Source organism: Thermosynechococcus sp. B1, assembly GCF_030322985.1.
GTDB lineage: Bacteria > Cyanobacteriota > Cyanobacteriia > Thermosynechococcales > Thermosynechococcaceae > Thermosynechococcus.
In genome coordinates this window covers 1,779,246-1,791,592 of sequence record NZ_CP096573.1, presented here as the reverse complement: position 1 = coordinate 1,791,592, position 12,347 = coordinate 1,779,246, and the positions used below count along the sequence as shown (strand labels likewise).

The following is a 12,347-nucleotide window of genomic DNA, read 5'->3' as shown; positions in this document are numbered from 1 at the left end:
AGGTTTGCTAATCGTGGAGAGTTTCTACCAATATGGCCGACGTGGGGGCAACGGGAGCCGAAATTCGGGCAACACGGATTGAGAAAGCCAAAACACTGCAAGCACAGGGCATGAACCCCTATGCCTATCGTTGGGAGCGCACCCATACTGCAGCAGTTCTGCAAGAAAAATATGCTCACTTGGCCGCTGGCGAAGCGGTGGGCGATCGCGTCAGTGTCGCCGGTCGGATTATGGCGCGGCGCGTCTTTGGCAAGCTGGCCTTTTTTACACTTCAGGACGACAGCGGCACAATTCAGCTTTACCTCGATAAGCAAACCATTAGCCAAGGCATGGGGGAAGCCGCCTTTGCCGATTTGAAACACCTGACGGATGTCGGCGATATCCTTGGCGCTGTGGGCACCCTCAAGCGCACAGAAAAGGGTGAACTCTCGGTTGTGGTGGAATCCTACACCATGCTCACGAAGTCATTGCTGCCTCTGCCGGACAAGTGGCACGGCCTCACCGATGTCGAAAAACGCTATCGCCAGCGCTATGTGGATCTCATTGTCAACCCCCACGTCCGCGATACCTTCCGCAAGCGGGCGCTGATTACTGCCGCCATTCGTCGCTACCTCAATGAGCAGGGCTTTATTGAAATTGAAACGCCGGTGCTACAGACGGAAGCCGGGGGAGCCGAGGCGCGTCCTTTCATTACCTATCACAACACGCTGGAGATGCAGCTTTATTTGCGCATTGCCACAGAACTGCACCTGAAGCGCCTGATTGTCGGTGGCTTTGAGAAGGTCTATGAACTGGGGCGCATCTTTCGCAATGAGGGCATCTCAACCAAGCACAACCCTGAATTTACGTCCATTGAGGTCTATCAGGCCTACGCCGACTACAACGATATGATGACGCTGACGGAGGCAATCATCACCACAGCAGCGATGGAGGTGTTGGGTACGCTCAAGATGACTTATCAAGGGGAAACGATTGATCTGACGCCCCCATGGCGACGGGTGACCATGCACGATGCAGTGTTGCAAGCCACTGGGATTGATTTTCGCCAATTGTGCGATCTAGCAGCGGCGAAGAAAGCAGCCCAAAAAGCAGGGGTAAAAGACTTAGACGCCTGTGACACGATTGGCCGAGTGCTTAACGAAGTGTTTGAGCAGACTGTTGAACCGACATTGATTCAACCCACCTTTGTTCTTGACTATCCTGTGGAGATTTCCCCCTTGGCCAAGCCCCACCGCAGCCAACCGGAACTGGTGGAGCGATTTGAATTATTTATCGTTGGTCGCGAACACGCCAATAGTTTTTCGGAGTTAACGGATCCATTGGATCAACGGCAACGCTTGGAGGAACAGGCACGGCGCAAAGCGGCTGGGGATTTGGAAGCCCACAGTGTTGATGAAGATTTCCTCACAGCTCTAGAGCATGGAATGCCACCCACAGGAGGCCTAGGGATTGGTATTGACCGCTTGGTGATGTTGCTGACGGATTCGCCCAGTATTCGTGATGTGATTGCTTTCCCGCTGTTGCGTCCGGAATCGGCAAGTGGTCAAGTTTGATCCGTTTGCTAAAATCTTAAGCATATTTGCTGAATTCCTGATACTGAATGTCCACTGAATGGAGGCATGGCCAACAATGTCAGTGCAAACCATTGAAAAACCAGCAACCGTTCGCAAGTTGGCGCCCCGCTATCGTGTGCTCCTTCACAATGACAATGTCAATTCCATGGAGTATGTGGTGGAGGTATTGCTGAAGACTGTGCCGAGCCTCACCCAACCCCAAGCCGTGGATATCATGATGGAGGCGCACATGACGGGGGTGGCCTTGGTGATCACCTGTGCCCTTGAGCATGCTGAATTTTATTGTGAAGGCCTGAAAATGGCAGGGCTGACGAGTACCATTGAACCGACTGAATAAGCCACTTTTCGCTCAGTTTTGGCGGCAAATGATCCGCCGCCCCTTCTGGATTCGCATCTTTAGTTTTGCCCTAACGCTGGTGCTGCTGTGGCTGCCCATCGGCCTGAGTATCTATTTTCTTTGGGGTAAGGGCGGTGCTGCCAGCTTTGTCAATATGGGGCTGTTGTACCTCATCTTTATTCTCTTGCTGCGAGTCTGGGGACGGCGGGTATACCAACAGCGATCGCCCCTAGTGTTTTATGGCCTTAAGGGGGGGTGGAACTTTGGGCGGGATGCCCTGCTGGGCTGGCTGGCGGGGGTGTTTTTGGTTGCCCTGCTATTTCTCATCGAAGGACTTTTGGGCTGGGTAAGCTGGCAGGGGCTACCGGATCGCTTTGGGCTGCTGCTGTTGGATGGCGTCCTCACCGGTGTTGCTGTGGGCTTTGCTGAGGAATTGTTGTTTCGTGGCTGGCTGTTGCAGGAGCTAGAGCTAGAGTACCAACCATGGTTTGCCTTGGTGCTCAATGGCCTGATCTTTGCCGCGTTGCACTATCTGCATCCCTTGGAGGTCATTTTGGCCACATGGCCGCAGTTTTTCGGCTTGGCACTGTTGGGCTGGATTCTTGGTTTGAGTAAATGGATCTTTAGCGGACGATTGGGCTTTCCCATGGGACTCCACGGTGGCTTGGTCTGGGCTTATTTTGGTGTCAACGTGGGCAAATTGGTGAGCTATACGGGGGTAGCGCCAGAGTGGCTAACCGGCATCAATGGCAACCCAATCGCTGGCCTGATGGGGGTAGGTATTTTAATTCTGGTGGCTTTGGGGCTTAGCTACCGCGTCGCAACCGCACCATAAAAAAGCCATCCATATCATCCCGTTGCGGCCAGACGGTGATCCAGCCTGCGGGAGCTGCTTTTAGGGGAAAGTCTGCGGGGGGTGGTTCAATGTACCACTGGGGATGGTGAGCCAGAAAGTGCTGAATCTGGGCTTCATTTTCGGCTGGCTCTAGACTACAGGTGGCATAGACAAGCAGACCTTGGGGTTTCACCCAGTGGCAAACATTGGCTAAGAGTTGAGCTTGCAGGGGCACTAGTTCAGCCAAGCGTGTTCTCAGGGGTTGCCAGCGGCTATCGGCATGGCGGTGGAGGGTACCTGTACCGGAGCAGGGCACATCTAAAAGAACGCGATCGCCCATCGCTGCAAAATCCCCTGCCGTCGCACTATCAAGGGTGTGAATTTCAATGCTCTTCAGGCCGAGGCGATCGCGATTTTGCGCCAACTTCCGCAGGCGACTGGGGGTGCGATCGCAGGCAATGACGCGGCCTTGATCGGCCATCAACTCAGCAATATGCGTGGTTTTGCCCCCCGGCGCTGCACAGGCATCAATCACCACTTCACCGGGCTGCGGAGCCAGCAAATGACTGACCCACTGCGCTGCCCGATCCTGAACCGACCAGTGACCTTCAACATAGCCGGGGAGTGCCGGCATAGCTTGGCCGCAGTGAGGGAGAACCAGTCCTTGGGGTAAGTCGGGAATCGGTTTCAGGCTATAACCTGCTGCCTCAAAGTCAGCAATCAGTTGGTTAGTCGTTGTCCGCAATGGATTGAGGCGTAGATCGAGGCGGGGGGGTTGATTAAACCACTGACAGAGGGCAATGCATTCCTCTTGTCCTAAACGCTCCAACCAAGATGCAATCAGCTCATCGGGAAAGCTATAGCGACACCCCAGTTGGGAGACCAAGGGCAGGGGAGCAATGAGAGCCTCAAGGGGATCGGTGGTAGAGCGGCTGTAACGGCGCAAGACCCCATTCACCAGTTTGGCAAAGCCGCCTAAACCCATCTCTTTGACGAGTTCAACACTGGTGTCCACGGCAGCATGGGGGGGAATGCGATCCAGATAGCGCAGTTGGTAGAGGCCAAGGCGCAACACTAACTGTACCTTCAAGGGCGGCAGTTGCTGACAAAACCCCTGAACAAGGGTATCTAGGGTGCGCTGTTGGCGGATAGTCCCATAGACCAGTTCAGTGATCAGGGCGCGATCGCCTTCCTTGAGAGACCGCTGCTGCAACACCTGATGAAGTGCCACATCGGCATAGGCTCCCTTGGCCACCCGTTCTAGGGCATCGAGGGCAAGACGCCGCGCATTTAGTTCCACGCCGATTGTTCAATCATTTCCCGCTGTTCACTGGTGGCGATCGGCCATTCGGGATTATCACCGCCAATCACGAGTGTTTTTAAGGGCACATAGTCCTCACTAAACTGATTGAGGGCATTAATCAGAACATCCAAGGCCAGAGCGTCACTGGTGCCCAAGTCAAACCAGCAGCGTGCCCAGCGATCGTTGTATTCAAACTCGCCCATATTGTGCATCACGGCCATCATCGAACTGTCGGCTTGGGCGCGATCGTACTCTAGGTGACTGAGGTCTAACCCCGTTTCCTGGACTTGCAGATTCTCAGCGTTGAATCCCCCCAGCTTCCCGAGGAAAAACCACGAGTTAAAGACTTCCTCAAGGTACTGCTGCTCAACGGATGAAGGCGGTGCGGCAAATTCCACCCAAATCCATAAATCAAAGGGATCGACCTCACGAAAGATGACATTCATACCCCAGCCCCCAGTAAGCCTTTCTGGAATGCAGGCCGTTGTTGCAAGCGAGCCACGTAGTCCGCCACCGCAGGATAGGGACTCAAATCCACCTGAAAGAGCATCTGTAGATAGGCCAGCACTGACCCGAGGGCAACATCGGCAACGGAAAAGTGATTGCCGAGAATGTAGGACTGCCCCATGAGGGCGGTCTCAATGCCTTTGAGGAGTCGCGGCAGCTGGCGATCGCGCGTTTCAGGCGGAAACATTGCCTGTGTCAAGGTGGAATTGGCAAACAGCACCCACTGATAAACTTGGGCAGCGGCAGCCGCATCCTTGGGTAATTCACCGTGAACTTGGGCAAGATAAAGCAAAATCGCCCCCGATTCCCAGAGCACGATATCGCCATCAACAATCACGGGCACTTTACCCATGGGGTTGAGTTTGAGAAAGTCGGGCTGATGTTGCTCCCCGGCTTGTAGATCCATCAGCACAAATTCATAGGGAATTCCCAATTCTTCTAAATACCAGCGAACAATACTGGCGCGGGATTTGGCACCGCCATAGAGCTTTAGCATAGGTCAGTTCAGCGATCTGTTGTGTCAATTAATCTAAGTCACTTTTATTATGCGCTTTGATCGGCCGCAAAATGATTTCTTGCCTCACAGTCCTCAACGCCAAAGCAGATGCAGCGGCCATTCGGCGACCATTTCCGCCAACTCCTCATTGGAGTGTTGACCACAGGGCAGCACCCCCAGCACGGGCACTTGGGTAAAACGGCTGAGAAATTCTGGTGGTGTCCACTGCACAATATCCGTGTCGCTACAGGGGGTGACACAGTTGAGAATCAGACCGCGAATGTCCAGCTTGTACTGCCGTGCAAGGGCAATATTGGCCACAATTTGGGCGATCGCCCCCAAGCGCACCGTTGCCACCAAGACAATGGGTAACTTCCAAGCGGCTGCCAAGTCCGCCACCGTCCACTCCCAAGTCATGGGCGACCCTAGACCCCCAATCCCTTCCACTAAAAGGTAATCAAACTGCTCCTGAAGCTGCTGGTAGGTTTGCCACACAGGGGCTAAATCAATCGTGCGCTGTTCCAACTCGGCGGCAATGGGAGGCGCAAGGGGCGCTGCAAAACTGAGGGGACACACTTCACTGGCGGTTTGTTGTAGGGGCAGGGTTTGGCAGTAGTAGTCACCGTCTCCAATTTCGACCGCAGTACCGCTCTGCATTGGTTTGAGAATGCCCCAACGTTCTTGGGGACGATAGCGATGGGCGTAAGACCACAGTGCCCGCGTGATCATCGTTTTGCCCACACCAGTATCCACACCCGTAATCAGTAGGGACTGGCAATGCTGAGAAATCGTGACTCCCCCCTAACGCGAAAATGCTCAATCATTATATCTATTTCATTAAATGTGACGGCAAAATAATGTTGGGCAATATTGGTCGCAAGTCATCCACAGACACAGGGCCAAAGTTCATAATGGTTGGGTATTTAAGGGTGAAGTCCACGAGGGTTCCCCGCCGTCCATAGGCACAGCGCCCCCCATCCACAATCAGCGGCACTTGCTCGCCATAGTATTTTTGGGCGTCCTCAAAGCTGACAATGAGTTCCGTCCCCACTTTCACCGTTGCTGCCACCAAAAAGAAGGGCAAGGCACCCACGAGATCGTAGATAAAGCGATCGGGACAAGCGAGATAGACACAATCAAAACCCTGCATAATTTGTGGGTCTAGGTGGGGCTTGCCCTTGACAATCATAGTGACGGGGTAGGGAAAGTGAGCCAGCATGGTTTTTGCCTCTTGGGAGAGGTCTGCCACTTCAGCCGCGCGATCGCCCCGGGTGAGAATGGCTAAGGGCTGTTCCGTACTAAAGTGCTTGAGACGACGCAGCTTTGCGATCGCCCTTGGACTCGTGCCGTTGACGACAAAGCTATAGACCGTGGCCATGGGCAGAATAATGACATGATCCTGCTGCAAGTGGGTTTGAATGGTTTGAAAGCTGCGAGTATCAGCGGGGAGCGATCGCGCCAAGGTGGTCATGTTTGGTACTCCGAAAATCATTAGGCGGTAAATGTGCCCTTGATCTCTAGTCTATGCTCAATAGGTTTTAGGGGGAGTTGAGAATAGATTGCGTTTAATGATGAGTCTGATAAGCATGATCGCAAGCGGTGCAGTTTCAACTACCCTAGGAAATAGTCCTTAATGAGTGTATGCCGCGCAACCATGGCCGAGACCTTCATGTTTAATGCCCTTCGTGCTGCCATTGATGAAGAAATGGAGCGTGACCCCACAGTGTTTGTGCTGGGGGAAGATGTGGGACATTATGGCGGCTCCTACAAAGTCACCAAAGACCTCTACAAAAAGTATGGTGAACTGCGTCTATTGGATACCCCCATTGCTGAAAATAGCTTTACCGGCATGGCGATCGGGGCAGCAATGACCGGCTTGCGTCCCATTGTCGAGGGCATGAACATGGGCTTTTTGCTCTTGGCCTTCAATCAAATCGCCAACAATGCTGGCATGCTGCGCTACACCTCTGGCGGCAACTTCAAAATCCCGATTGTGATTCGCGGTCCCGGCGGTGTTGGCCGGCAATTGGGGGCAGAGCACTCGCAACGTCTTGAAGCCTACTTTCAAGCAGTCCCCGGATTAAAAATTGTTGCCTGCTCAACCCCCTACAACGCCAAGGGCTTGCTCAAATCGGCGATTCGCGATCCCAACCCAGTGCTGTTCTTTGAGCATGTGCTCCTGTACAACCTCAAGGAAGACCTCCCCGAAGAGGAATACCTGCTGCCCCTCAATAAAGCTGAGATAGTCCGCAGTGGCGAAGATGTTACCATTTTGACCTACTCGCGGATGCGCCACCATGTGCTGCAAGCGGTGAAAACCCTTGAAAAAGAGGGCTACGACCCCGAAGTGATTGACCTGATTTCCCTAAAGCCTTTGGACTTTGAGACAATTGGTGCCTCGATTCGCAAAACCCATCGCGTGGTGATTGTCGAAGAGTGTATGAAGACGGGGGGCATTGGTGCTGAACTCTCAGCCTCGATCATGGAACGCTACTTTGACGAGCTGGATGCCCCTGTGATCCGCCTTTCCTCCCAAGATATTCCCACCCCCTACAACGGTACCCTAGAGAATCTCACAATTGTGCAACCGCCCCAAATTATAGCGGCCGTGCAGAAGCTGGTGCAGGGACAGGTTTAACCATGGGAAAATATCGCGGCTGGCTGATTGCCATTTTGGTGTTGCTGATGGCCGCCACGTGGGTCATTGTGCGCACACCGGCTCGACTGGGCTTAGATCTGCGGGGGGGTGCCCAACTGACGTTGCAGGTGCAAACAACGGATAAGGTGCCCCAAATTACGCCCCAAGTGCTGGCGGCAGTGCAAGGGGTGGTGCAACGGCGGATTGATGGCTTGGGTGTTGCCGAAGCTGTGGTGCAAACTGCTGGGGATGACAAGCTCTTGGTGCAATTGCCGGGGGTCACCGATCCTCAGCAGGCGGAACGGATTCTCAAGGGGACGGCACAACTGCTCTTTGCCGCCCAGAAGCCGGGCACAGAGGCTCAATTGCAAATTGAGCGGCAACTTCAGTCGCAACTGCTCTTGGAACAGGCGCAACTCTTAGCGGAGCAGGCTCAAAATGCCAATCATCCTGATGCCCTGAAGGAGATTGAGGCAAAGCTGGCCAAAAACCGTGAATCCCTTGAAAAAAGCCAGCAGGCGATCGCCCGCCTCTTCACGCCCTCGGATTTGACAGGCGCAATGCTCAGGGAAGCCTTTGCCAGTCCCGTCGCTCCGGGATCCCCGAACTGGAGTGTGATTGTCCGTTTTGACAGCCAAGGGGCTGAACTTTTTGCCCAACTGACCAAGGAGATTGCTGGCACGGGGCGCAGTCTGGGGATTTTTCTTGACGATCGCCTGATTAGTGCGCCAACGGTGGCGGTGGAATATGCAGAAACAGGGATTGTTGGCGGCAGTGCAGAGATTTCCGGTGGCTTCACTGCCCAAACTGCCAATGATTTAGCCATTCAGTTACAAGGGGGGGCGCTGCCCGTTCCCCTCGAGGTGGTGGAAAACCGCACGGTGGGGGCTTCGCTGGGTCAAGATAGCATTCGCGATAGCCTCTATGCCGGTTTGGCGGGCTTGGTGCTGGTGCTGATCTTTATGGTGGCCTACTACCGCCTGCCGGGATTGATTGCCGACATTGCCCTGATTCTCTACGCCATCTTTACCTATGCAGCGTTTCTGCTGTTTGGGGTGACGCTGACACTGCCGGGGATTGCGGGCTTTATTCTCAGTATTGGTATGGCGGTGGATGCCAATGTGCTGATTTTTGAGCGCACCCGCGAGGAGTTACGGGCAGGCAAAACCCTCTACCGTTCCGTTGAATCGGGGTTCGATCGCGCCTTTGCCAGTATTCTCGATAGCAATGTCACCACCTTGATTGCCTGTGCTGCCCTCTTTGCCTTGGGGACAGGGTTTGTGCGCGGTTTTGCTGTGACCCTTGCCATCGGCATTGGCATTAGTATGTTTACGGCTCTCACCTGTAGTCGCACGTTCTTGTTTTACGCCATTAGCATTCCCAGTCTACGTAAGCCCAATTGGTTCTGTCCAAAACTGGAGAGCTTTCGATGAGCTTTAGTGTCAATCGCCAGCGATCGCTCTGGTGGGGTTTATCCCTAGTAGTCATTCTCAGTGGCCTTGTGGCAATGGCCATCTCTTGGGTGTCCCTAGGAAGTCCCCTGCGCTTGGGCTTGGATTTTATCGGTGGCACACGGCTGCAATTTGAACTGGCCTGTAGCGCTATGCAGACCTGTTCTCAGCCGATTGATATTGATGTGGTGCGTCAAGTGCTTAATCAGCAAGGCCTAGGCAACAGCAGTCTGCAAATTATTGATCAGTACGGGGTGAGTATTCGGACGGTACCCCTCGATGTGGATCAGCGCACTCGCCTCAGTGCTGCCCTCACGCAGAAAATTGGTGACTTTGACCCCCAGAAAACGCAGATTGAGACCGTTGGCCCTACCCTTGGCGAAGAAATCCTGCGATCGGGGTTGCTGGCGCTTTTAGTGTCGTTTATTGGCATTACGATCTATCTCACGCTGCGTTTTCAGTTTGACTATGCCTGTTTTGCCCTTGTCGCCCTTGTCCACGATGTGTTGGTGACCACGGGGGTGTTTGCCATTTTGGGACTCGTGGCAGGGGTGGAAATTGACAGTCTCTTCATTGTGGCGCTGCTCACCATCATTGGCTTTTCTGTGAACGATACGGTGGTGATCTACGATCGCGTGCGAGAAACCCTGAAGCTCTACCCTGATCTCGGCATTAAAGAGGTGGTGGATCAGGCAGTGGTGCAAACCCTTGGCCGCTCGATTAATACCACCCTAACGACCCTGCTGCCATTGATTACCATCTTCATCTTTGGCGGCGACACGCTGCGCTACTTTGCCCTAGCGCTGATCATTGGTTTCACGACGGGAGCCTACTCCAGTATTTTTATTGCCAGTACCCTCCTTGCTTGGTGGCGCGATCGCCAGCCGCCTCGTCCCGCCACGAATACACTGGAGACAACGCCTACGCCCTAACTGGTTGTGCTCATTCCCCTCACCCAAGAAAAAGTCCGTCAATTGGTGCCACTGGTGGCCACGGGTTCCCAGTATCGCTATGTTTGGGGCAAACTTCAGGACTTTCTACGACGCTTAACCTTCTCTGTGGTAGCGGTGGCCATTGTTGCTTTTGGGTTGAATTTTTTAGGGGATAGCACCCAACTGGTTTTGGGTCTGATTGCAGGTCTCTATTGGCTCTGGGCACCGGCAGTGTTGGCCTCATTTCGCAATCGTCGCCATCGGCGGTTTCCCTATGGGGGTTTTTGGCGCGGGCGCGTCTTGGATGTCTATGTCACCGAAGAGCTAATCGGTAAAGAGGAAACCGTTGACGACAAGGGGCAATTGGTGATTATCGAGAACCGTGAACGCTGCTTGAATCTGGAGATTGGTGATAAAACCGGCTTTGAAACCAGAGTGCAGGCCAAGTTACTGCGTCAACATCGAGGGATTCGCCCCGGCGATGCAGCGGAAATGCTGGTTCTCTCCCGTCGTCCTGATCTGGCAGAGATTGAACTGATTTCTGAAGTTTTCCTGCCCCGCCATCGCCTCTGGATTGGCACCTACCCCATTTTGCAGCGGGATGCCTTTATTGATCTATCAGAAACACTGCGGCGCAAAGCGCGTTCAAAAGCCCCTCGGCGATCGCCCCGACCACGACGTTCCAGCCTGTGATACCTTAAAGGAAAGAAATAAAAGTTAACAATTCCTGATATTCCCTTGACTGCTCTTACGTCCCCCTCGGTTTTTCCTGCGCTGCGCCTTGGCTCACGTCTGGCTTGGTTCCTTTTTGGCTTTGCTGCCTTCTTGGTGTCGGTTCCCGTGTTTATTGAAGCGCCCCTCGTGCGGACACAGCCTTGGCTGAGTTTGGCTCTGACGCCGCTGCTTCTAGGCCTCAGTTTCTATCTCCAGCGTCAATCCCACTGCCGCTATTGGGGGGAGATGCTCTATGGATTTAGCTGGTGCTGGGGGGCAGGGTCGCTCTACTGGGGGTGGTTGCGCTGGGAACCCCTGTGGCATTTGCCCATTGAGGCGCTCCCCATTCCGCTCATGCTCTGGCACCTACGGCAGCGGCAGCAACTGGTGGGGGTGTTCTTTTTTTTGGGGTCTTTTCTGGGCACGGCCATCACCGATGCCTACTTTTACCTCATTGATGTGATTCCCCATTGGCGTGCGATTATGTACCTCGAAGGAGATTTGATCTCCGTTCAGGAGATGCTGGGGCAGGCGATCGCCCAAGCCCAAACCTTTAGTGGCCAGGTGTGGGGGGTTCTCTTGAGCCTGAGTTTACTCCTCATTGGTCTATTGCCCCTCTTTGAATCTCAGATTCGCCGTGGCTATCCCGCTGTCTTGCCCGTGTGGGGATTTATGGGCGCTGTCTTAAGTACACTCGTTGTTGATGGTCTCTTTGGCCTCACCATTGGTTTATTATCCTTGAGTTAAGACAGTTCTCTCTAAAACCATCAGAGAGGAATTGAGCGCCAGTCATGGGGGTTATTGCTCACCTTTGCTTAACGGGGTCGGCCTTTCTCTTTGCCCTTGAGGGCTATTATCGGCTGAAGTTAAAGGCAATGAAGGTGGCCAACCCTAGCTCTATTCGTGAGTTACAGCAATGCCAGCAACAGGTGGCTCAGGAAATCGGTAGCGGCAGTTGGCGCGAGTACGTGCAGGTGGTTGGCCAAGTCACCACGTCTCAACCCTTGCTCTCGGAAGTGAAGCGTATTCCCTGTGTTTATTACAAAACAATCATCAGCCGTGAGTATGAAAAAGAGGGGAGCGATCGCCACAATCGTCGAGAACGCCAGTCGGAAATTATTGGCCGCCATGAGCAGTCAACCCTATTTTTTCTGCGAGATCATCAGGGGGAAATTGAGGTAAACCCCCTCGGCGCTGAGATTGAAGCACTGCAGGTCTTAGACGAACTGCGGCCTGCGGATAAACCCCATTCCTTTGCCTTCTCCTTGGGGTTCTTGTCATTGAATTGGCGGTTTGGTAGCACGACGACGCTGGGTTATCGCTATCAGGAGTGGGTGCTGCCCTTGGGGCAACCTGTTTCAGTGGTGGGCATGGCCTCGGATCAGGGGGGGATACTCCGCCTGCAAAAGCCACAAAAGCGGGGACAAAAATTCATCATTTCCTTGAGTGTTGAGGATCAACTTAGCCAGCAGTACAAGCGGCAAAAACGGAAAATGACCTATGCGTCCCTCAGTGCTGCCCTCTGTGGTGTCTGTGGTTTAGTCTTGGCCTTGTTTTAGG

Annotated in this window: 14 protein-coding genes; 9 read left to right on the top strand and 5 right to left on the bottom strand. The window is 53.8% G+C overall.

From position 1 onward, the window contains the following. Nucleotides 1-32: 32 nt before the first annotated feature. The 3 genes from lysS (at nt 33) to M0644_RS08920 (ending at nt 2,746) form a co-directional block, all read left to right on the top strand. Entirely contained in the window at nt 33-1,553 is a 1,521-nt protein-coding gene (lysS, locus tag M0644_RS08930; protein ID WP_286625405.1) for a lysine--tRNA ligase, read from the top strand. 76 nt (nt 1,554-1,629) lie between these two features. Continuing rightward, the gene (gene clpS / locus M0644_RS08925) at nt 1,630-1,911 is read left to right on the top strand and encodes an ATP-dependent Clp protease adapter ClpS (protein WP_149820068.1); all 282 of its coding nucleotides are present in this window, start codon (nt 1,630-1,632) and stop codon (nt 1,909-1,911) included. A gap of 28 nt (nt 1,912-1,939) precedes the next feature. Further along, the gene (locus tag M0644_RS08920) at nt 1,940-2,746 is read left to right on the top strand and encodes a CPBP family intramembrane glutamic endopeptidase (protein ID WP_149820066.1); all 807 of its coding nucleotides are present in this window, start codon (nt 1,940-1,942) and stop codon (nt 2,744-2,746) included. On the opposite strand, the gene M0644_RS08915 is transcribed toward M0644_RS08920, so the two are convergent. The 5 genes from M0644_RS08915 to M0644_RS08895 form a co-directional block, all read right to left on the bottom strand. Then, the gene (locus tag M0644_RS08915; protein WP_286625404.1) at nt 2,718-4,046 is read right to left on the bottom strand and encodes a 16S rRNA (cytosine(967)-C(5))-methyltransferase; all 1,329 of its coding nucleotides are present in this window, start codon (nt 4,044-4,046) and stop codon (nt 2,718-2,720) included. The genes M0644_RS08920 and M0644_RS08915 overlap by 29 nt on opposite strands. After that, on the bottom strand, nt 4,037-4,495 hold the full coding sequence (locus tag M0644_RS08910; RefSeq protein ID WP_286625402.1) for a DUF3531 family protein: 459 nt from the start codon (nt 4,493-4,495) through the stop codon (nt 4,037-4,039). The genes M0644_RS08915 and M0644_RS08910 overlap by 10 nt, the downstream gene beginning before the upstream one ends. Further along, complete coding sequence (locus tag M0644_RS08905) at nt 4,492-5,052, bottom strand: glutathione S-transferase family protein (RefSeq protein WP_286625400.1); 561 nt, start codon at nt 5,050-5,052, stop codon at nt 4,492-4,494. Before M0644_RS08905 ends, M0644_RS08910 begins: the two co-directional genes overlap by 4 nt. 93 nt (nt 5,053-5,145) lie before the next feature. Next, nucleotides 5,146-5,781 carry a dethiobiotin synthase gene (gene bioD / locus M0644_RS08900; protein WP_286625399.1) on the bottom strand — a complete coding sequence of 212 codons (636 nt, stop codon included), beginning with the start codon at nt 5,779-5,781 and terminating at the stop codon, nt 5,146-5,148. Nucleotides 5,782-5,881: 100 nt separating this feature from the next. Continuing rightward, the gene (locus M0644_RS08895; RefSeq protein ID WP_286625398.1) at nt 5,882-6,544 is read right to left on the bottom strand and encodes an L-threonylcarbamoyladenylate synthase; all 663 of its coding nucleotides are present in this window, start codon (nt 6,542-6,544) and stop codon (nt 5,882-5,884) included. Nucleotides 6,545-6,706: 162 nt separating this feature from the next. Here M0644_RS08895 and M0644_RS08890 point away from each other — a divergent pair, with 162 nt between their 5' ends. Genes M0644_RS08890 through M0644_RS08865 form a run of 6 tightly spaced genes read left to right on the top strand, consistent with a single transcriptional unit; the run spans nt 6,707 to nt 12,346 of the window. Then, nucleotides 6,707-7,690, top strand: coding sequence for an alpha-ketoacid dehydrogenase subunit beta (locus M0644_RS08890; protein WP_149821777.1), 984 nt, complete (start codon nt 6,707-6,709; stop codon nt 7,688-7,690). Between the two features lie 2 nt (nt 7,691-7,692). Further along, on the top strand, nt 7,693-9,123 hold the full coding sequence (gene secD, locus M0644_RS08885; protein WP_149820054.1) for a protein translocase subunit SecD: 1,431 nt from the start codon (nt 7,693-7,695) through the stop codon (nt 9,121-9,123). After that, complete coding sequence (gene secF / locus M0644_RS08880) at nt 9,120-10,073, top strand: protein translocase subunit SecF (RefSeq protein WP_149820052.1); 954 nt, start codon at nt 9,120-9,122, stop codon at nt 10,071-10,073. The genes secD and secF overlap by 4 nt, the downstream gene beginning before the upstream one ends. 6 nt (nt 10,074-10,079) lie before the next feature. After that, nucleotides 10,080-10,766, top strand: coding sequence for a phosphate ABC transporter permease (locus M0644_RS08875; protein ID WP_286625396.1), 687 nt, complete (start codon nt 10,080-10,082; stop codon nt 10,764-10,766). A gap of 45 nt (nt 10,767-10,811) precedes the next feature. Further along, nucleotides 10,812-11,534, top strand: coding sequence for a DUF3120 domain-containing protein (locus M0644_RS08870; RefSeq protein WP_286625395.1), 723 nt, complete (start codon nt 10,812-10,814; stop codon nt 11,532-11,534). Between the two features lie 44 nt (nt 11,535-11,578). Continuing rightward, nucleotides 11,579-12,346, top strand: a complete 768-nt coding sequence (locus M0644_RS08865; RefSeq protein WP_149820048.1) for an E3 ubiquitin ligase family protein — start codon at nt 11,579-11,581, stop codon at nt 12,344-12,346. Nucleotide 12,347 lies beyond the last annotated feature (1 nt).

What these genes read in the sequence shown, in the direction of transcription:
- lysS (WP_286625405.1), top strand. Translation starts at nt 33, where the DNA reads ATGGCCGACGTGGGGGCAACGGGAGCCGAAATTCGGGCAACACGGATT.
- clpS (WP_149820068.1), top strand. Translation starts at nt 1,630, where the DNA reads ATGTCAGTGCAAACCATTGAAAAACCAGCAACCGTTCGCAAGTTGGCG.
- M0644_RS08920 (WP_149820066.1), top strand. Translation starts at nt 1,940, where the DNA reads ATGATCCGCCGCCCCTTCTGGATTCGCATCTTTAGTTTTGCCCTAACG.
- M0644_RS08910 (WP_286625402.1), bottom strand. Translation starts at nt 4,495, where the DNA reads ATGAATGTCATCTTTCGTGAGGTCGATCCCTTTGATTTATGGATTTGG.
- M0644_RS08905 (WP_286625400.1), bottom strand. Translation starts at nt 5,052, where the DNA reads ATGCTAAAGCTCTATGGCGGTGCCAAATCCCGCGCCAGTATTGTTCGC.
- bioD (WP_286625399.1), bottom strand. Translation starts at nt 5,781, where the DNA reads ATGATCACGCGGGCACTGTGGTCTTACGCCCATCGCTATCGTCCCCAA.
- M0644_RS08895 (WP_286625398.1), bottom strand. Translation starts at nt 6,544, where the DNA reads ATGATTTTCGGAGTACCAAACATGACCACCTTGGCGCGATCGCTCCCC.
- M0644_RS08890 (WP_149821777.1), top strand. Translation starts at nt 6,707, where the DNA reads ATGGCCGAGACCTTCATGTTTAATGCCCTTCGTGCTGCCATTGATGAA.
- secD (WP_149820054.1), top strand. Translation starts at nt 7,693, where the DNA reads ATGGGAAAATATCGCGGCTGGCTGATTGCCATTTTGGTGTTGCTGATG.
- secF (WP_149820052.1), top strand. Translation starts at nt 9,120, where the DNA reads ATGAGCTTTAGTGTCAATCGCCAGCGATCGCTCTGGTGGGGTTTATCC.
- M0644_RS08865 (WP_149820048.1), top strand. Translation starts at nt 11,579, where the DNA reads ATGGGGGTTATTGCTCACCTTTGCTTAACGGGGTCGGCCTTTCTCTTT.